Origin of the sequence: Mucilaginibacter sp. NFX135, assembly GCF_048565145.1 — a bacterium.
Classification (GTDB): domain Bacteria; phylum Bacteroidota; class Bacteroidia; order Sphingobacteriales; family Sphingobacteriaceae; genus Mucilaginibacter.
The window spans coordinates 5,566,911-5,587,506 of record NZ_CP183412.1 but is presented as its reverse complement, the minus strand read 5'-3'; the positions used below and the strand labels follow the sequence as shown (position 1 = coordinate 5,587,506).

The window sequence follows — 20,596 nt, the reverse complement described above, 5'->3', positions numbered from 1 at the left end:
ATACAGCAACTGTTGGGGTTGTTTTTACGTATATCATATAGGCAGTGTGGGAATTGTTGCAATGCCTAAATGTCATGCTGAATGACGAAATTACCAGTTATAACCGGCTTGCCATGAAAAAATGTTAATATGTTTAAACTATTTTGAATTTTTTGTATCAAACAGGTGTATTTGATTTGTATATTGTAAAATAATTCAGCTATTTGTTGAATTTTTTAATAAAAGTTGCATAATAAAGCTAAACTTTAATAGCTTGCGTATCATATCAATGTCTGTTTCTGCAAACCATTAAATGTTGGCAATATTGTTGATAAATGTTAAGTCAAGCGTCGTGGTTTGTAAAAACAAAATTAATAGATTAGGACGTTCATAAATAGAAAGGTATATATGGAAGCTAAATTTTCGCCGAGGGTTAAAGATGTTATTCAATATAGCAGGGAAGAGGCTTTACGCCTGGGGCACGACTATATCGGGACTGAACATCTTTTACTGGGGCTTATCCGGGACGGTGACGGTGTTGCAATTAAATTGCTGAAAGGTTTAAACGTTGATACAGCTAAACTGCGCCGTGCCGTTGAAGATGCCGTAAAAGGAACTATTGGAACAAACGTACATATTGGCAGTATCCCATTAACTAAACAAGCCGAGAAAGTACTAAAGATAACTTATCTTGAAGCCAAGATATTTAAAAGCGATGTAATTGGAACTGAGCACCTGTTGCTGTCTATACTTCGCGATGAAGATAATATTGCTTCGCAGATACTGATGCAGTTTAATGTAAACTACGAAGTATTTAAAGGTGAAGTTGAATCGCACAAAAATGATGTAACTGACGAAATGCCCGGCTCACCAACCGGCGGCGACGACGACTTTAAAGAAGAAGAAGCCTTTAGCCAGCCTAAAAAGGTATCGGACATTAAATCAAAAACACCGGTGCTTGACAACTTTGGCCGCGATTTGACCCGTGCCGCCGAAGATGGAAAGCTTGACCCTATTGTTGGTCGCGAAAAAGAGATCGAAAGGGTATCGCAGATCTTATCACGCCGTAAAAAGAACAACCCTATATTAATAGGTGAACCGGGTGTTGGTAAATCGGCCATTGCCGAAGGTTTGGCATTGCGTATAGTTCAGCGTAAAGTATCACGTGTGTTGTTTAACAAACGTGTGGTTACGCTTGATCTGGCTTCATTGGTTGCCGGTACCAAATACCGTGGCCAGTTTGAAGAGCGCATGAAAGCAGTAATGAACGAATTGGAAAAATCACCTGATGTTATTTTATTTATTGATGAGATACATACTATAGTAGGTGCTGGTGGTGCTTCGGGCTCGCTTGATGCCTCCAACATGTTTAAACCTGCTTTGGCCAGGGGCGAAATTCAATGCATTGGCGCAACTACTTTAGATGAGTACCGTCAGTACATCGAAAAAGATGGCGCTTTGGATCGTCGTTTCCAGAAAGTAATGGTTGAACCGGCTACTCCTGTTGAAACTATCGAGATCCTGAACCGCATTAAAGAAAAATACGAAGAGCACCATGGTGTAACTTACACCCCGGAAGCTATCAATGCCTGCGTTAACTTAACTACCCGTTATATTACCGACAGGTTTTTGCCAGACAAAGCTATTGATGCTTTGGACGAATCGGGCTCACGTGTTCACTTAACCAATATCCACGTACCACAAAACATACTGGATATTGAGCAAAAGATTGAGCAGATCAAGATCGAGAAAAACAAGGTTGTTCGCAGCCAGAAATACGAAGAAGCCGCTCAGCTACGCGATACTGAAAAGAATCTGTTAGTTGAATTGGATCAGGCTAAAGCATTATGGGAAGCTGAAACAAAATCAAAACGTTACACCGTAACCGAAGATAATGTTGCCGAAGTAGTATCCATGATGACTGGTATCCCTGTACAAAGGGTAGGCCAGGCCGATAGTCAGAAATTGTTGCACATGGCCGATACCGTTGGCAGCAAGATCATTGGTCAGGAAGATGCCATCAAAAAGTTAACCCGTGCTATTCAACGTACACGTGCGGGATTGAAAGATCCTAAAAAACCTATCGGTTCATTTATTTTCTTAGGCCCAACAGGTGTTGGTAAAACAGAGCTTGCTAAAGAGCTTGCCCGCTTTATGTTTGATACCGAAGACGCGCTGATACAAATTGATATGAGCGAGTATATGGAGAAATTCGCGGTATCACGTTTGGTAGGAGCGCCTCCGGGCTACGTAGGTTATGAAGAAGGTGGACAGCTGACTGAAAAAGTGCGCCGTAAACCTTATGCGGTTGTATTGCTGGACGAGATCGAAAAAGCTCACCCTGATGTGTTCAACATCCTGTTACAGGTATTGGACGAAGGACAGCTGACCGACTCATTGGGCCGTAAGGTTGATTTCAGGAACACCATCATCATTATGACCTCGAACATCGGTGCCCGCCAGTTGAAAGACTTTGGCCAGGGTGTAGGTTTCAGCACTAATGCTAAAACCTTACAGGCCGATACACACTCACGCGGTGTGATCGAAAATGCTTTGAAACGTGCTTTTGCACCGGAGTTTTTGAACCGTATTGATGATGTGATCGTGTTTAACTCATTGGGTAAAGACGAGATCTTCAAAATTATCGATATTGAACTGGCGTTCCTGTTTAGCCGTGTTAACGGTTTAGGTTTCAAAATTGAGCTGACCGAAGCTGCTAAAGAGTTTATTGCCGACAAAGGTTATGATTCGCAATTTGGTGCACGTCCGTTAAAACGTGCTATCCAAAAATATCTGGAAGATCCAATTGCCGAAGAAATACTGAAAGGTGAACTGAGCGAAGGCGATATCATGGCGGTTGACTATGATAAAGAAGCTGGCGAGATCAAGATCATCGATAAAAAAGGCGAAAGCAAAAAACCAGAACAGGAAGAGCAGAAATAATTGTTTCTGCTTTCAGATAATCAAAACCCGGCCGCAAGCCGGGTTTTTTGTTTTATAAATTATTTGGTAGTCACAATAGGTTCATAATCTACAGGTAGCATTTCGGCAAAGCGGTATGATGTCCAGTCGCCTTCAAAAATGATGCTGCGCGGGTTGCGGATAATGCCGTTGTTGTCAAAAAAAGCATAAGCCTCATGCTCATCCAGTGTGGTTATGGATGTGGCAACATCAGCTACATCGGGTGTACGTTGGGGGTTGCTACTGGCTTTTTTGTTATACATAACATACAGGCAATCATTAAAACTCAGCGCGAATAGGCCAGGCTGATCGGTGCGTTTGGCAAAGGTGTTTACATCAAGCGGCTGCCTGATCAGGGTTTGCAGGTATTTGTTCTTATCCTCAAATGAGCCGCCCTTATATTCGGGATTAGGTTTGCGGATAAGTCTTAAAGCCTCAAAACCTTCTTGCAGCAGTTGGTTGGTAATAATGCTGCGCAGAAAGTGCATCGGCGAGCCCAGGTAGGCAGTTTGTCTTTTCTTTTTCCACCTGCGTATTTTTGAATTGCTGCCCGCCATTTCTTCAAATACAGATATGCCATCATAATACAAAAAACCCCGATTAGTATTATAAGTAAATTGGTTGAGCTTATATTTTATTTTATAACCGAGGGCTTTATTCTCTATTTCCAGGAAATCATAAGATGAAGCCTCAAGCGTATGTGTTTTAGCATCGTAATCGAAGCTGAGCAAATCAGGGTTCAGTATCTTACATTGCGCCGCGTTGGCTGATGTACCCAGAAACTGGCGTTTAAACAGGTCATAATATTTTCCCCAATCGAGGTTGGGCTTAATTTTTACCTCGTTAAGCTCAATAGTTTTGGGGATCAAACCAATTTCAGGTAGCACAAGGTTATTATTCACCAGGCTGACAGCTTTACTATAAGTTTCATAACCGACCACAGATATGATGAGGTCATATTGGCCCGGTCGCACATTGGTAAGGATGAAGGAGCCATCGGCAGCAGTTTTGTTGCCTACGCTTGCATTGTTTAAAAATACACTGGCATCGGATATCGGTTTTTTGTCGTTAAGATTGATCACTTTGCCACTAATTTTTAACTGAGCAAAACAAAACGACGGAAATAAGAGTATTAATAACAACAGGAACTTCTGCATATCTAAAATTAAACTAAAAAGTTAGTTTAATAAAGTAAAATTTCTATTACTTTATAGAATTACAGAGTTATTATGCTATAAAAATAAAATAACCAAAAAAGCGTTAAACCTTTTAATGACATTTGCGTCTTTACTAAATATCAACAATCAATACATTCATTTATGAAAAAAATCTTGACTCTCGTTTGCTGTACTATTTTACTGGCAGCAACATCTTGTACAAAAAAGTATGTAACGCCAGGTGCTAAGACAGTTTTTACAAACATCACTGCCGATATGTGGCACGTAGATAATAGTAGTGCCCAAGGTTCTGTGCATGGCTATACCGTAGATGTACCCGTACCAGATATTACTGATTATTATAATGATAATGGAGCTGTATTGGCTTATATCGATTATGGTGATGGCTCATATGAGCAAATCCCTAATGTTTATGATAATGTCACTTTTAGGGTTACTTATTATACCGCGGGCCATTTATACATTGATGCGCAGAGTTCAACTGGAGCTGTTCCTGCAAATCCAGGTGCTCTTAAACTTAAATTAGTTTTGGTTCCTTAACCATTAGCCGAAAAAATTTCAATAAATAAAAAAAGCTTCCTGGTGAGGGCACTGAAAAAGTAATACAATAATAAAGATCACTAAAGGCGATCAAGAGAAAGGCAACTTTTACTTGGTCGCTTTTTTTGTTTTGATTATTTTGCGGAGGTAATTCATTGAGGCTGATATGGGCCAATTTTGGTGCTGGAGGATGGCTAATCATCTCTGTTCAAGGGTTTTAAGCTATCAGTTTGATGATCCTTTTCAGATTGACTGTGAAGATAGCCAATGCACCCTGCATCTGCATATTTTCAATGCCATAGGCTATCGCCCGGTCGTAACCATGAACGTTTTTTAGCTCACTGTTCTTGGCTTCGATCTTATATCTGTGTTTGATGCCCGCTTTATATTCTTCCGTTTCCTGGAAAGCCATTTGCCCAAGGTGTGTGTCTGATTTGATACTGACCGAATAAGTCTTCGTTTTTGCCCCGGGTTTATAACAGTTTTCTCTCAATGGGCAGACTTTGCATTTTTCAACATCAAAGTAATAGGTATGTACTTGATTCGTACCGGTGTGTTTTTTGCCTCCGCGCGATTTCCTAATGGATAGGTGCCCTGCCGGGCAGACGAACATATCAGCATCTTTGTTGAAATCGAACTTGTCTTCTTCTTTTCTGCCCCCCTGAGTGATGGATGGGTTTAGTTTAGCCACCATCTTGATATCTTGTTCGCCTGTCATTTCAAGATTTTCTTTTCCCGAATAAGCCGAATCGCCGATGATCGTTTCTACTTCAATGCCATTTTGCTGGCTGATCTTCAAAAGTTTGGAAAGTTCCGGGCCGTCTCCCTTTTCACCAGATGTGACCACCGCAGCGGTAATAATGCGTTCTTCGGTCATCGCCAAATGGGTCTTGTAACCAAAGAAAGAGCTATCAGCCGATTTGTGGCCTGTTTTGGCATCCTTGTCTTTGGATAACGTATAGTGCTCCTGCGTATCTGCCACCGTCTCCTTCAACAGGTTCAGCTTTTCTTTTACCGCAGGTATCTGGCTTAACGGCCCATCGGCTTCAATATACTTTTCCAATGCACTACAATAGGCCAGTTCTTTTTCCAATTCGCCCGTGGTGTTCTTTTCCGGCATACCGGCCTTCATATCTTCATCTATGGCATACACCGCTTTGCGGAGCAGCTTTGAACGCTCCCGTAATACCTCCAATGCTGAATAGGGATTTGACCTTGACAGGGAATGCGTGGCATCGACGATAATGGACTTGGAACGGATGATCCCTTTTTCAATGGCTATTGCGACTGTTTTATTGATGAGCAGGTTTAACAGATCATTATCCTTTAGTCGCAGCTTTCTAAACTTGGTCAATGAACTGGGATCGATAACCCCTTCCTCGGGCGACATATCCAGGAAATATTTGAAGGACATATCATACTGCGAACGTTCCACCACATCAACATCTGAAACGGTGTAGACCGTTTTCAATAGCAGATATTTGAACATCCGTACAGGACTTTCTGCTGTCCTGCCATTATTAATGCAATACTTACTAACCAGTTCATCATAGATAAAGGTAAAATCGACCAGGTCATTGATCTTCCGCAAAAGATTGTCTTTCGGAACGATCAGATCGTATAACCCTGAATATGCACTGAACTGGATCTGCTGTTGTTGAATAAGCATCTTGGTATCTTTCTTTCGACACTTTAAGATACAAAAAATGGGGCAGAAAAACTAAATTTTCTACCCCTATAGCCTAAATGGACTTTTTCAGTGCCCTCGTATTTCAGGGAGCTTTTTTATTATTTATTGAAGCTGTTCTGTTTTTAATGAAAGTAAAGGTCAACCTCCCGGTTGCTAACTACTGTAGTGTGCTGCCCAACATCGGTTACAACGTTATAAGGAATAAAATTCAGGTTGGCTACGACAGGCCTTCTGCCACCACCTGTTAATACCTGAATATTCGTCATCGCGCATACACCATTCGGATAGTTTGAAGATTGTTGCATATTATAAGCTTCCATGGTTTCAAATATATACTGCATCTCTGGTACATTGTTTACCGTTATGCTGTTATTATCCGGGTAATAATGAATGCGGTGCGGGCCCGGAGCTGTCGGGTTGTCAACTTCCCAAAATTTGGATGTGTAATTGTAATTTCCACCAGTTGCGGCAGTTCCGCTCATATTGCCCGTTAGGCCGGTACCAGGTGTAACGGTTATTGGTGTTCCATAAAATACGGGACAGGTTTGGCAGGATACATACCAGTTATTGATAGTCCAGTAATTACCTCCAAACCGACCATTATTGCCATATTGTAAAACCGGCTGCAGAATATGCGAGGTAGCACTAAAGCCATCCTGTAATCCGTTAAAGAGGTATAATAATTGGCCATTGTTTGCCGGAGGGTTAGATGGCACTATCCAGTCGGTTGAAAATCCGGTTATGCCCGATACCGGCACATCGTTTTGCGCGTAGGTGATCCAGCCTGAGCCCAGGCCTGGTAGAGCTGAAGTACTTAAGCTTGTTGTTTTCTTTGATTGCTCTGCAGCTTTCTGTATCTCCAGCTGGTCGCCAAAGTCTTCGGCTACTTTACCCGTTTGGCTTTGAACTTTTACCAAATGGTTTCCCTGATAGGTTAGGGCATATCCACTTTCTATTTGATGCACCTGTGATGCAGGCCTTGCACCGAAAGGTGTAATCACCATGTCCTCTTGTGTGGCTACTTTTGAGGCATCGGGTGATTGATTAATTGGGGTGATAGCTGCCTTTTTACAGCTAAAGAAAAATAATACGGCAAGTGCAACAATGCCGCTTAAGCTTGCAGATGTGTTTTTCATAAATAGTTTTTTAGAGTTAAAAAATGACCTTACCAACCAGGTTGTTAGTATAGCATCGGCGGGCTTAGGTAAAGTATTTAATATCTAATATAAAAATAATAATTATATTTTATATTAAGATAAAGATATTTTATTATTAATAAAATGAATCGCTCTGACAAAGAGTGCTTAATTATAAATTATTATTACATAAAAAAAGCTCCTGGTAAATACGAGGGCACTGAAAAAGTCCTTTAAAATTAAAAAGGCACTTTTGCAGATAAAATGGAGGCGCTGAGAATCGTCTGTACGAAATCACTCTCCACCACCACCTACCCGAATACGTCAACGAAAAAGAGGTTGTTTTCAATTTTGAAAACAACCTCTTTTGATAAATAGCCACTTTTTCAGTGCCCTCGGTAAATACCGGGAGCTTTTTTATGCTTTCAAGCTTAATCCTTATTTTTCCATCTGCTCAATAACCGCCGGAGTTACGCCGGTGAAAGAGAAACCCCCATCATGGAAAAGGTTTTGCATAGTAACCATACGGGTAAGATCGCTGAACAGGGTTACGCAATAGTCAGCACATTGATCTGCGCTGGCATTACCCAGCGGACTCATCTTCTCGGCATAATTAATAAAGCCGTCAAAACCCTTTACGCCCGATCCGGCTGTGGTGCGGGTTGGGGATTGGGATACCGTATTAATGCGGACGTGTTTTTTCACACCGTACTGATAACCAAAGTTACGGGCAATGCTTTCCAGGTAAGCCTTATTATCGGCCATATCATTATAATCCGGGAACACGCGCTGGGCCGCAATATAGGTTAAGGCCACTACTGAGCCCCACTCGTTAATCACATCCATTTTCATGGCTGCCTGCAACACGCGGTGTAAGCTCAAGGCGGATATGTCCAGCCCCTTATGCGTAAAATCGTAATTGTTTTCGGTGTAAGGAATGCTTTTGCGCACGTTAACGCTCATGCCAATAGAGTGCAAAATAAAATCGACACCACCATTAAAATGTTCCTGTGTTTTGGTGAGCAGGTTATTAATATCGTCACCATTAGTTACGTCAGCAGCAATAACGGGTGCATTACATTCTTCGGCCAGTTTATTGAGCTCGCCCATACGCAGAGCGATAGGAGCGTTGGAGAGTACAATTTCGGCTCCTTCCTCTACAGCGCGCTGCGCTACCTTCCAGGCTATGGATTGATCGTTCAAGGCACCAAAAATGATCCCCTTTTTACCTTTTAATAAATTATAAGCCATATTTTTTATTTTTATAATTGAAGTATTGTTTAGTTTGTAATCAGTTTGCAGCTATCAGTAGGCAGTTTGCAGCTGGTATCGGTTATAAAAAAATTACTGCCCACCGCAAGCTGGCAATCGGTAACTGCAAACTGGTCACTGCCAACTATCTACTGCAGACTCCCAAGCAATTCTCTTGCATTTTGCAGCGCACTTTCGCCGGGTTTATCACCGCTGAGCATTTTGGCAATTTCCAGTACACGCTCTGGTTGATCCAGCTGTTTAATACGCGTATAGGTAATAGCAGCCGAGTCATCCTTATAAACAAAATAATGATTCTGGCCTTTGCTGGCTATTTGTGGCAGGTGGGTTATCGTGATCACCTGCAGATTATTGGCCAGGTGTTCCATAATTTGTCCAACTTTATTAGCTACCTCACCCGATACGCCTGTGTCTATCTCATCAAAAATAATGGTAGGCAAGGCAGTGTATTGTGCAATAAGCGACTTAATACTCAGCATCAACCTGGAAAGCTCACCGCCCGACGCCACTTTGCTCATCTCGGCAAGTGCATGACCTTTGTTTGCCGAGAACAGGAATTTGATATGATCAGCGCCGGTCTTATCTAATGTTAGTGAGTTTGCAGATTCACTAACTCCCCCTTTAGGGGGCAGGGGGGCATGTTCAATCTTCAAAGCCGAATTGCTCATGCCCATTTCGGATAGTGTTGCCAGTACCTGTTTTTCAATAGCCGGGATAGCTTTTAAGCGATTAGCGGTTAATTGCGCGGCCAGTTTTTCCAGCTCGGCTCTGTCGGCGGTCAATTGTTTTTGCAGTTGCTCTACCGCTTCGTCACTAAATAGTACTTTTTGGATCTTGTCAGACAGGTCATCCTGAATAGCCAACAATTCTGCATTGGTATTTACCCGGTGCTTTTTCTGCAGGCTATAGATCAGGCTGAGGCGGGTGTTGATCTCTTCAACGCGGACTTCGTTGGTTTGGGTACGTTGCTCAATGATCTCAATTTCGGCAGCGATATCTTTGAGTTCGATAATGGTGCTGCTTAATCGCTGATGCAACTCTCCAATTTGTGTATCAAATTTTTCGAGATTGCCTAATTGCAAGCCGGCTTCTTTAAGCTGTACCAATGCCGATGCTTCGCCTTCCTGCATCAGGTGGTAGGCGCCAAACAGGTTGCGTTTTATTTCTTCGGCATTGTTTAGGGCATATAGTTCTCTTTCCAACAATTCCTGCTCATCGGGGTGCAAGGCGGCTTTTTCCAATTCATCAAACTGAAACTGAAAATAATCCAGGTCGGTTTTTGCTTTCTCACTATCGGCAATAAGCTCGTTAAGCCGGGTAACCGATTTTCGGTAAGCCTTGAATTTGCTTTGATAATCGTTCAGCAAGTCAGCGTGTTTGGCAACGGAATCAACCACCAGTAATTGAAATTCAGGATCATTTATTTCGAGCGTTGCATGTTGGGAATGAATGTCGATCAGCTTTTCGCCCAGTTGTTTTAACGCAGTCAAATTAACCGGTGTGTCATTCACAAAGGCTCTCGACTTGCCATCGGCAGATATTTCACGGCGCAGAACGGTTTCGGCTTCGTAATCCAGGTCGTTATCCTCAAAAAATGATTTCAAATGAAAGCCGTCAATTTTAAACAGGCCCTCAATAACGCATTTTTTTTGCTGGTTAAAAAAGTAACGACTCTCGGCCCGTTGCCCTAAAATGAGCGACAAAGCACCCAGGATGATAGATTTACCCGCTCCGGTTTCGCCGGTAAGGATGTTTAGTCTCTGACCAAAACTTATCTCCAGGTTATCAATTAAAGCGTAGTTGTTGATGGTTAGCTTCTGAAGCATAAAAAAAGTGTCCTTATTTTATTAAGGACACTAAATTACGAAATTCGGTGTATTGGGCTAATATTAAAACTATCTATTGGTGGTATCTGCTTTAGCGTCAGCATCGTATTTATTATCGTACTTGTAATCATATTTATAGTTGTACGCTTGTTTACGATACTCAGCCATCTTTTTCTTAAACGCAGGGCTTTGGGTATATTCGTGCAATCTTTTTGAAGCCTGCTCAAGTAATTCCTTTTCTCTTTTTAACTCCGGATTGTTCTGGAACGACCGCATTTGCTCGCCCAGCTTTCTCATTTCAGCTTGTTGCTCCTTCATCTGCGGGTTATTATAAGCCCTTCTCATGCTATCGCCCATCATCCGAAGTTCGGCTTGCTTTTTCCGAAACTCAGGCGAATCATATTTGGCGCGCATTTGTTCGCCCATTTTTTTCATTTCGTCGGTTTCTTGTTTTATCTCAGCTGGTATTTTGCTTTGCAGTTCATCCTGGTATTTGCGGTAATTTTCGTCTTTGTTGTTTTCAACATAGTCGTTATCAGGTATGCCATACTTTTTCTTAAGCTGATCGTTCATTTTTTTAAACTCCGGACTCTTAAAATAGGCACCCATTTTTTCGCCGGCCTGGTGCATTTTTTCGCTGAGTTCTTTGGTTTCGCTGCCGTCGCCCCATTCTTTTTGAACATCGGCGGCTATTTTTTGCTGGCGTTCGTGCAGTTCTTTCATTTCTGGACGGTTATAATAATCGGCCATTGCCTTACCTTTTTGAGCCATCAATTCTGACTGCTTTTTAAACTCTTCACTGTTATAATATTTACCCATGGCTTCGGCATGTTTGGTTACCTCAGCGGTTAAGCGGCTCAGTTCGGCATCATTAAGGCCATAAGCTTCGGCCAGGTGTTTTTCGTGATTAGCCTGTCTTTCTTTGTCTTTTTTATAAGCAATTATCTTTTTTGATTTGATGGTCGATTTACGATGAGTAGTGTCAATTGGTTCGGCAATAATTTTAGGTAGCGCCAGCGCCACTTTTTTAATAGAAAGCTTACCGTTTTTGATGCTTGGATTTAACCATGCTATGCTGCTTATGCTGGCGGCCATTATGGCAACGGCCACAAGCAGGTGGCGGATGTTGCCTATTGGTTTTGTTGTTTTCATGATACGTTCAATTCTGGTTAATAAAGGATATTTTTTGCTGGTAGCAGCCAATGCCAGTCGCAGGTCCATATGCCGGGTTTGCTCTAATTTTAAAAGAGCCTGGGCATATATTAAGGGTTGGGCTGTGGTTTGTACTACCAGATCGTCGCAGCGGTTTTCGCGCTCCTGGTTTATTATTTTGTTAATTAATTGGGCAAAGGGATTAAAGAAAAGTAATACGGTGATGAGTTGTTGTATCATATTCAGCAGATAATCATTCCGTTTAATATGTGATAGTTCGTGCAGTAAAATAGCCTCGATCTCGGTTGCTGATAAATAGGTAGTGAGTGTAATGGGCAAAAGAATAATAGGTTTAAAAAAACCGATCATACAGGGCACATCAACCATGCGGCTGAAATTAGCGCTTACGTATTTACCGATGCGCAGCTTTTTACAAAGACTATCTACATAGATCTGGACTTCATCTGCAGGGATCATAGTGTTTTTTATGAGACTTAATTTTTGCAGATTAAGCCCCATCCTGAGCAGGTTAAACACCAGACCGGCAAAGTACAATGCCGAAACATAGGGGAGGTATCCTTCAATAACATAATTTAAGCGGGCTGCCGGGATGGCATGGGTGGCTGCGTTTAACGGAAAATCAAAGTGCGGTAATAGGCCCGATGGACTAATCGCGGCCAGATCGACCCATACATGCTGCTGTACCTGTACAATAAAGGTATAGATAAACCAGGCGCAGATGGTAAAAATACCGGCCATGCCCAGGTTATGCTTTTTTACCGACGACATAGACGGCGCACAGGTAAATAACAGGTGCAATACAAACCATACCAATAATCCCTGCCATAAGGAGTGGATGATGGTGATGCCTAAAACCTGGCTTACGTTATAGAACAGATTTTCCATGATTGTTTATTTTTTATCCTGATCAAATTTGTTAAGGAAATTTTTAATAGCGTCAATCTCGTCGGCCGATGCCCGGTGCTGGCCCAGTGCCTGTATCACCAGATCGGATGTTGAACCTTTAAATACAGTAGACAATATTTTATCCAAAGCGTTGCTTTGCGCCTGCTCCTGGGAAAATAGCGCTTTATACAAATGCGTTTTTGAGGTAGTGTCGCGCTCAACCAAACCCTTGTCGTGCATAATCTGCATCAGCTTTAGCGTAGTGGTATAACCGGCGTCCTTGGTTTTGGCCAGTTGCTCGTGCACATCGCGTACGGTACATTGGCCTTTATTCCAGATCACCTGCAATATTTCCAGCTCACTTTCTGTTGGTTTTATATCCATGTTATTTTTAATACGAATTTCTTCGTACAAAGATCTACGATAGATTTCGTATTTGCAAGGATTTTGTGAAAATAATTTTCAGAGGGGAAGGGAATTGGGGTTATTTCCCGGAAAACAGGAGGAATGACAAAAGAAGTTTGTCAGAATATCGCTTTGGTAATCGACTCACCCCGACATCGCTGCGCTCGTCACCCCTCTCTCCGCTGCGCGCATAGAGGGGTTTTTCTTTTCTTTTTTATTTTTTCTCAACCCTCTTTCCGCCGAAGGCGAAGAGAGGGTGGTCTAGCGAAGCGTAGACCGGGTGAGTCAATCGCCGGAACACCGGTTTTGCCGAACTTATTATGACTTTGAGTTATGGTTTACATGTAAACCCACTTTATCAAGGTGGGTAGCCTGTTCTGGAGTTACCTTGCTTAGCGTGTAGTAGGGCTGCTACCCTGTAAGGCCTGGTACTTATTACCATTGGCCGGATCAACCTGTACCAGTATGTTCATGGCTTGTAAACGGTCCTGCGGTTCGGCTTTGCTAAACAGCGACACCAGTTCATCACTTTTTGCGGTATAAAATATAAGCGGGAGCATAGCGCCTACGCGCAGTCTGTCTACCTGTTGCAATGATGGTAGAAAAGAGGAGATTGCTTTAAGACCTTTTGATGTATTATCGGCCATAATATCCAAACCATTACGGTGGTAATCATACAAAAAGCTGCGTAATGGGGCATAGGCTTTATTGTTCAGATTTTCGCAAAGCCAATACCGGCTAATGTTGCCATCGAAAGCTTTCCAGCCTCGGTATGATCCGGTTTGTGCATTATTGATCACTGTTTGTGCAGCCGCAAAATAAGGCGATCCGCCGTAAGATGAAAACGTATCGTAATCCAACCCGATAATAACATAGGCGTAAAAGGCCATGATAGAGCTCAGGTTACTTTGAAAACTTTGATCGGTATAATCAATAGTCTGACCTTCGTTATAAATAAAATCAACATCCTTATCGGTCAGGTTAATGATGGTGGAATTGTAAGTTGAACCATAAACCGGTCTTGACGATTGTACCTGGAGTTCGCCGCTAAAGTTGCTGCTGCCATCCCAATTGGTAATGTTGAGTACAAAATTGCAATCTACCCTTTCCTGGGGTTGTATAGCGTCGGCGCTCCATTTGCGGCCATTCAAAAAATCCTTCATGGCTGTTTCCAGCGTCTGGAAAATACGCTTGTTGCTCCCCTGTATTTTGGGCGAAAGAACCTGCACCCGGGCGTTAAGGTCCTGGGCGGCAACCCTGAAACCGGCGAGGGTTAAAATAATATAAAAGAATATTTTTTTCATCTGTTGATGAGTTGGGCAATTTTTAGGCAAATGTCGTGAGCCACAGCTTCCTTGCTTTTAAGCTCAAATACTGTTTTTTGAAGGTCGCGGTCAATAATGGTTACTTTATTCGTATCCTTTTTAAAACCGGCCCCGGCATCGTTAAGCGAATTTAGCACAATAAAATCAAGATTTTTTCTTTGCAGCTTGCTTATTGCATTTTGTTCTTCATCATTGGTTTCCAGTGCAAAACCAACTAATATCTGTTCCGGATTTTTTTGTTCGCCCAGGTATTTTAAAATATCGGTCGTTTTTTTGAGCTCGATGTTGAGGCCGTCATCCTGTTTCTTGATCTTTTGTTCGGCTACATGAACAGGGGTATAGTCGGCCACAGCTGCGCTCATAATGCAGGCTTTCGCTGTTTTAAAGTTGCTCTCACAGGCGGCAAGCATTTCCGCTGCCGAGGTTACGTTTATCCGTTTGATGTTTTGCTGATGGCTTATCTCGGCCGAAGGGCCACTGATGAGGGTTACGTCGGCGCCCATAGAAGCCAGTTCATCGGCAATGGCAAAGCCCATTTTGCCCGACGAATGGTTACCGATGAAACGCACAGGATCAATAGCCTCATAAGTAGGACCTGCAGTAACCACGATACTATGATTGGCTAAAAGGAGTTTTTTTTTTAAGGCTGATGATAAAAAAGCAACTATCTCATCGGGCTCAGCCATCCGGCCTTCACCGTACAAGCCACTCGCCAGCTCGCCCGATCCGGGGGCTATTAATATATTACCAAAGGATTGCAGCCTGGTAACATTTTGCCGGGTAGCCGGATGCAGCCACATATCCAGATCCATAGCGGGTGCAAAATATACAGGGCATTTAGCCGACAGGTAAACGGCTAATAATAAGTTGTCGCAAATGCCATTGGCCATTTTAGCCAGGGTATTCGCGCTTGCCGGAGCTATGATCAGCATATCAGCCCATAAACCCAACTCAACATGGTTGTTCCATTCACCAGTGTCCGGCTTAAAATAGTTAACATGAACAGGGTTTTTGGAAAGGGTAGATAGGGTAAGCGGAGTAATAAAATGGGTAGCATCAGGTGTCATCACCACTTTTACATGCGCGCCGGCTTTAACCAATAATCTGACCAATAAGGCCGATTTATAAGCGGCTATACTACCGCAAACACCTAAAACTATATTTTTACCTTCAAGCATTTAATTAAAGTCAAAATTAAAAATTGCGGAGCAATCTTGAACACCTTTAAAATGGAAATTAAAGTGAAAAACTCAAAATTCAAAAGAATTCTGACTTCGCTGTGTGAAGATACATAAAAAAACAAAAGCCAAAATTCAAAAGCGGCTATGCCTGCAATTTTGAATTTTGACTTTTAACTTTTGAATTAAAAGAGCTTACGCTTCTTTGGTAGGGTTACGGTAGTAAACCTTGTCGTCCAAAAATTCCTGAACTGCTACCAATGAAGGTTTTGGCAGTTTCTCGTAATATTTAGAGATCTCGATTTGCTCACGGTTTTCAAAAACCTCTTCCAGGTTGTCATTTGATGATGCAAACTCAGAAAGCTTTTGGTGTAACTCTTCTTTAATATTGTTTGATATCTGGTTCGCTCTTTTCGACATAATTACAAGCGACTCATATATGTTGTTCGTGTTTACATCCAGCTCGCGTAAATCGCGGGTTACAGTGCTGCTGGCTACTGCTGGTTTGTTTGGGTTATTTGCTGTCATATTGAATTTTTTTAATATGGAATTTTTTGTTGCTGGTTCTTTTCTGATGGCGGCTGTGTTTTCAAGGTATCTTTTCCCTTTTCCGCTAATTTTTTGGCTAACTTGTCATTACTCAAAGCTTCGGCCAGTATATGTTTGGCATTCTGGATACCACGTTCACTGTTTTTAGCTAATGTTTTCACATCATTGCCATAGGTACTGCTCGGGTATTTTTCATTAAACTGATTGGCATAAACCTCAGCCAGTGTAAAACGCTCCTCCTGTTTGTACTCTAAACTATGATTAGCATATAAATATTGCGCCTTAACGGTAAGGTACTCCATTTCTTCGGCATACTTGGTATCGGGGTAATCGCGTAATGCATTATTAAAGGCGATAACGGCCGATTGATAATCGCCGATGGTTAAATACAACTTAGCGTTGGCATAAGCTTTTGTTTCCAGCTTATCGCGCAGGTTTTGTATCAGCTTACTTGCTTCAGTAACGCGGTCGCTTTTAGGGTACAAGTTAATAAATAACTGTAAAGCTTCAATAGCTTTCATGGTATTATCCTGATCGAGCGAGTATATAGGCGAATCCAGGTAGTAGCAGTAAGCCGAAAAGAAACGACATTCTTCGGCCCGCGTGCTTGATGGATACGTATCTGCAAAAGTTTTGAAGTGATATCTGGCAGATGTATAATCCTTCAGCTTGTAGTTGGTGAAGGCATAATAGTAAAACAGATCTTCCGCCTCGGCACGTCCGCGGTAGCGCTCAACCAACACCTCAAATAGCCCCAAAGCCTTGTTATAATCCTTTTGATTATAGTACTTAATGGCCTCCTGGTATTTTTTGGCGTAATCGTTACTTGCTTTTAACTTTTCGTATTTGCTTTTACAACCGCCAAGTGTGATAATTAACAGAGCTAAAACACTGGCTAATAACGTAAGTTGCTTTTTAAACATTTTGCAAAGATAGGTGAATAATATAAATCAGTCAATTATTTATTTATCAGCGAATATATAACGTGTTTCCTGCTCCTTATGTATATAACAAACTATTTAACATCTTTTAACGATTGAGCCTGTGCGGACAGGTTTTCGGGGGTGTTCAGATTCTTCCCGGAGACTGTTAAATAGGAGAGCTATATATATAGTATATAAGCAAGCAAATAACGTTGTGTTTTCCCTGGATGACTGGCTATGTATCTGCTACTATATATATAGTATATGTAAGTAATGGATGAAAGCACTTTTTAGGGCCGGCGAACTGTTTATTCAGTTGCTGTATATATATAGTTATAGTATATAAGTAGTAAAGAACAAGGCTTTGGATTGGCATTGCTAAAATATCAGGATAAATGGCAACTTTATTAACAAATATGGGCCGCTATAATTGATTTTATAGGTAAATGCCCGGTTTGAACATTTGATGAGTAATTTTTCGAGCTGATTATTAACGCCTTATGCACATGTATTAAGTATTTGTTAAAAACAGTTTGCGAAATTGATTTCTATGCATACCTTTGCAGCCCGCAAACGAGGAAGCGGGGTTGTTCTTAGAAAGGTTAGTGAAGAGGTTTTGAAGACAGATAAGTGAGATTGAAAGAGAAAAAATAAAGACCAAAAAAACTTCAAATAAATTTTCGGAAAGTCAAAAAGGTTTATACCTTTGCAGCCCGCCGGGGGAGGAAGAGAAAAGAGAGGAAAGGCGGTCAAAACTTTAGAATAAAAAAAAGAAAAAAAAGTTTTGGAAAATAGAAAAAGGTTTCTACCTTTGCACTCCCGAAACGAAGGAAAGAAAAAAGCGGAAACGCTGAGCGGGAAAGAAGGGAAAAGCCAAAGCGATTTTGGCAGCAAACAAAGAGAAAGTTAACGAAGGTTAATGAGTAGCAAAAGAGAGAAAGCGGCCGAAAGGAAGCGAGTAACAAAAGAGAAGCCAGAGCGATTCCGGCGGACAAAAATGAAAAGTTAAGGAGTGTAAAAACTCCAAGATTATAAAGCGGATCTGAGATAGTGAAGCGCCAAGTTCTTTTAAGAAATAGAAAATCATGTAGCGTAACGATCGGAAACTAAACCCTTCCGGTGCGTTATAAGAAAGCGGGAAGCTGTATAAAGATACAATGGTGAATGGTGAGTTGAGAATAGAGAGTGGTTTAATAACTACTTAACTAAATCAACATAATCCACCACTCACTGAAATACAGATTCTATTATTAATAATAGGGTCAGAGACAAACAAAACATTTTACAATGGAGAGTTTGATCCTGGCTCAGGATGAACGCTAGCGGCAGGCCTAATACATGCAAGTCGGACGGGATTGGAGAGCTTGCTTTCCATGAGAGTGGCGCACGGGTGCGTAACACGTATGTAACCTACCTTGTTCAGGGGGATAGCCTCTCGAAAGAGAGATTAAGACCGCATAACATTATTGAATGGCATCGTTTAATAATCAAATATTTATAGGAACAAGATGGGCATGCGGAACATTAGCTAGTTGGTAAGGTAACGGCTTACCAAGGCTACGATGTTTAGGGGATCTGAGAGGATGACCCCCCACACTGGTACTGAGACACGGACCAGACTCCTACGGGAGGCAGCAGTAAGGAATATTGGTCAATGGGCGGAAGCCTGAACCAGCCATGCCGCGTGCAGGAAGACGGCCCTATGGGTTGTAAACTGCTTTTATACTGGAATAAACCTTGATTCGTGAATCAAGCTGAATGTACAGTAAGAATAAGGATCGGCTAACTCCGTGCCAGCAGCCGCGGTAATACGGAGGATCCAAGCGTTATCCGGATTTATTGGGTTTAAAGGGTGCGTAGGTGGTTCTTTAAGTCAGGGGTGAAAGACGGCAGCTTAACTGTCGCAGTGCCTTTGATACTGAAGAACTTGAATGAACTAGAGGTAGGCGGAATGTGACAAGTAGCGGTGAAATGCATAGATATGTCACAGAACACCAATTGCGAAGGCAGCTTACTATGGTTTGATTGACACTGAGGCACGAAAGCGTGGGGATCAAACAGGATTAGATACCCTGGTAGTCCACGCCCTAAACGATGAATACTCGATGTTGGCGATATACGGTCAGCGTCTAAGCGAAAGCGTTAAGTATTCCACCTGGGGAGTACGCCCGCAAGGGTGAAACTCAAAGGAATTGACGGGGGCCCGCACAAGCGGAGGAGCATGTGGTTTAATTCGATGATACGCGAGGAACCTTACCCGGGCTTGAAAGTTAGTGAATAAAGCAGAGACGCTTTAGTCCTTCGGGACACGAAACTAGGTGCTGCATGGCTGTCGTCAGCTCGTGCCGTGAGGTGTTGGGTTAAGTCCCGCAACGAGCGCAACCCCTATGTTTAGTTGCCAGCACGTCAAGGTGGGGACTCTAAACAGACTGCCTATGCAAATAGAGAGGAAGGAGGGGACGACGTCAAGTCATCATGGCCCTTACGTCCGGGGCTACACACGTGCTACAATGGGCAGTACAGAGGGCAGCTACCTGGCAACAGGATGCCAATCTCTTAAAGCTGTTCACAGTTCGGATCGGGGTCTGCAACTCGACCCCGTGAAGTTGGATTCGCTAGTAATCGCGTATCAGCAATGACGCGGTGAATACGTTCCCGGGCCTTGTACACACCGCCCGTCAAGCCATGGAAGCTGGAAGTGCCTGAAGTGCGTAACCGCAAGGAGCGTCCTAGGGTAAAGTCGGTAACTGGGGCTAAGTCGTAACAAGGTAGCCGTACCGGAAGGTGTGGCTGGAATACCTCCTTTCTGGAGCAGTTTCCACAGTAAGTACTATAACAAGTGTTACCTACATGATTATTTCTTAAATAGATGTGAGACGTTAGATATGAGATGTGAGACGAAAGTTTCAAATGACGATTATCCAATAGCTTAACACTATAAAAACACAAAAGGAAAACCCAAAAGATGAAGCCATCAGTGGTTGTAGCCGAAAGGAAGCAAAGGACACAGTTGGCAGTTCACAGTGGGCAGTAATGCAGTTAGCAGTTGGCAACAAGAGCTAACTAAGAAGCAAACTGCAAACTAAAAACTGCAAACTAAACAAAAAGTCCTGTAGCTCAGCTTGGTTAGAGCACTACACTGATAATGTAGGGGTCAGCAGTTCAAATCTGCTCGGGACTACAACGCAGCACAGCTGCGGGTTCATAGAGAATGGTTGAATAGAGAGTAGTTAAAACCACTCACTTAATAAACCACTCACTACAAACACATCTTTTAGGGGGATTAGCTCAGCTGGCTAGAGCACCTGCCTTGCACGCAGGGGGTCAACGGTTCGAATCCGTTATTCTCCACACACCCTCCGTTTCCTGAAAAGGATAGGATATCATGCAAATGACCATTTAATTGGAATGGGGTAAAGTTCTTTGACATATTGGAAGAAGTAATTGAAACAAGAGAAAACAACAGAATAGGGACGTTGTGGACTTTGGAACAAAGACGGAAAGAACAAGGATAAAAGACTTCGGTCCTTATTCCTTGCTCCAGAAATCCTTGCTCCGAATCATAACTAACTAAAA

The 20,596-nt window shown here is 42.3% G+C and carries 13 protein-coding genes, 2 tRNA genes and 1 rRNA gene; 5 read left to right on the top strand and 11 right to left on the bottom strand.

The window, feature by feature from the left end; translation table 11 throughout:
• Nucleotides 1–387: 387 nt before the first annotated feature.
• Nucleotides 388–2,922 carry an ATP-dependent Clp protease ATP-binding subunit gene (locus ACNURT_RS23315; protein WP_370999141.1) on the top strand — a complete coding sequence of 845 codons (2,535 nt, stop codon included), beginning with the start codon at nucleotides 388–390 and terminating at the stop codon, nucleotides 2,920–2,922.
• Between the two features lie 59 nt (nucleotides 2,923–2,981).
• Here ACNURT_RS23315 and ACNURT_RS23310 read toward each other — a convergent pair whose 3' ends face one another.
• On the bottom strand, nucleotides 2,982–4,097 hold the full coding sequence (locus ACNURT_RS23310; RefSeq protein ID WP_419699700.1) for a carboxypeptidase-like regulatory domain-containing protein: 1,116 nt from the start codon (nucleotides 4,095–4,097) through the stop codon (nucleotides 2,982–2,984).
• Between the two features lie 162 nt (nucleotides 4,098–4,259).
• Here ACNURT_RS23310 and ACNURT_RS23305 point away from each other — a divergent pair, with 162 nt between their 5' ends.
• Nucleotides 4,260–4,658, top strand: coding sequence for a hypothetical protein (locus ACNURT_RS23305; protein WP_370999143.1), 399 nt, complete (start codon nucleotides 4,260–4,262; stop codon nucleotides 4,656–4,658).
• A 217-nt stretch (nucleotides 4,659–4,875) separates the two neighbouring features.
• On the opposite strand, the gene ACNURT_RS23300 is transcribed toward ACNURT_RS23305, so the two are convergent.
• The 10 genes from ACNURT_RS23300 to ACNURT_RS23255 form a co-directional block, all read right to left on the bottom strand.
• On the bottom strand, nucleotides 4,876–6,327 hold the full coding sequence (locus ACNURT_RS23300; RefSeq protein WP_419698415.1) for an IS1182 family transposase: 1,452 nt from the start codon (nucleotides 6,325–6,327) through the stop codon (nucleotides 4,876–4,878).
• Between the two features lie 143 nt (nucleotides 6,328–6,470).
• Nucleotides 6,471–7,484 carry a hypothetical protein gene (locus ACNURT_RS23295; RefSeq protein WP_419699699.1) on the bottom strand — a complete coding sequence of 338 codons (1,014 nt, stop codon included), beginning with the start codon at nucleotides 7,482–7,484 and terminating at the stop codon, nucleotides 6,471–6,473.
• A gap of 438 nt (nucleotides 7,485–7,922) precedes the next feature.
• The gene (locus ACNURT_RS23290; protein WP_419699698.1) at nucleotides 7,923–8,735 is read right to left on the bottom strand and encodes an enoyl-ACP reductase FabI; all 813 of its coding nucleotides are present in this window, start codon (nucleotides 8,733–8,735) and stop codon (nucleotides 7,923–7,925) included.
• A 149-nt stretch (nucleotides 8,736–8,884) separates the two neighbouring features.
• Nucleotides 8,885–10,582: a DNA repair protein RecN gene (recN, locus tag ACNURT_RS23285; RefSeq protein WP_419699697.1), complete on the bottom strand. Its 1,698-nt coding sequence runs from the start codon at nucleotides 10,580–10,582 to the stop codon at nucleotides 8,885–8,887.
• A gap of 69 nt (nucleotides 10,583–10,651) precedes the next feature.
• Nucleotides 10,652–12,640: a M56 family metallopeptidase gene (locus ACNURT_RS23280; RefSeq protein ID WP_419699696.1), complete on the bottom strand. Its 1,989-nt coding sequence runs from the start codon at nucleotides 12,638–12,640 to the stop codon at nucleotides 10,652–10,654.
• A 6-nt stretch (nucleotides 12,641–12,646) separates the two neighbouring features.
• Nucleotides 12,647–13,024, bottom strand: coding sequence for a BlaI/MecI/CopY family transcriptional regulator (locus ACNURT_RS23275; RefSeq protein ID WP_370999148.1), 378 nt, complete (start codon nucleotides 13,022–13,024; stop codon nucleotides 12,647–12,649).
• A 413-nt stretch (nucleotides 13,025–13,437) separates the two neighbouring features.
• The gene (locus tag ACNURT_RS23270; protein ID WP_419699695.1) at nucleotides 13,438–14,349 is read right to left on the bottom strand and encodes a DUF4835 family protein; all 912 of its coding nucleotides are present in this window, start codon (nucleotides 14,347–14,349) and stop codon (nucleotides 13,438–13,440) included.
• Nucleotides 14,346–15,548 (bottom strand): bifunctional phosphopantothenoylcysteine decarboxylase/phosphopantothenate--cysteine ligase CoaBC, encoded by a 1,203-nt coding sequence (gene coaBC, locus ACNURT_RS23265; RefSeq protein WP_419699694.1) that lies wholly within the window; start codon nucleotides 15,546–15,548, stop codon nucleotides 14,346–14,348. Before coaBC ends, ACNURT_RS23270 begins: the two co-directional genes overlap by 4 nt.
• Before the next feature lie 195 nt (nucleotides 15,549–15,743).
• Nucleotides 15,744–16,076, bottom strand: a complete 333-nt coding sequence (locus ACNURT_RS23260) for a DNA-directed RNA polymerase subunit omega (protein ID WP_076379032.1) — start codon at nucleotides 16,074–16,076, stop codon at nucleotides 15,744–15,746.
• Between the two features lie 11 nt (nucleotides 16,077–16,087).
• Nucleotides 16,088–17,020 (bottom strand): outer membrane protein assembly factor BamD, encoded by a 933-nt coding sequence (locus ACNURT_RS23255; protein ID WP_370999151.1) that lies wholly within the window; start codon nucleotides 17,018–17,020, stop codon nucleotides 16,088–16,090.
• A 1,284-nt stretch (nucleotides 17,021–18,304) separates the two neighbouring features.
• Here ACNURT_RS23255 and ACNURT_RS23250 point away from each other — a divergent pair.
• The 3 genes from ACNURT_RS23250 to ACNURT_RS23240 all read left to right on the top strand — a co-directional run bounded on the left by ACNURT_RS23250 (nucleotide 18,305) and on the right by ACNURT_RS23240 (nucleotide 20,371).
• Nucleotides 18,305–19,826 (top strand): 16S ribosomal RNA (locus tag ACNURT_RS23250).
• Nucleotides 19,827–20,126: 300 nt separating this feature from the next.
• Nucleotides 20,127–20,201 (top strand) — tRNA-Ile (locus ACNURT_RS23245).
• Nucleotides 20,202–20,297: 96 nt separating this feature from the next.
• Nucleotides 20,298–20,371, top strand: a tRNA-Ala gene (locus ACNURT_RS23240).
• Nucleotides 20,372–20,596 lie beyond the last annotated feature (225 nt).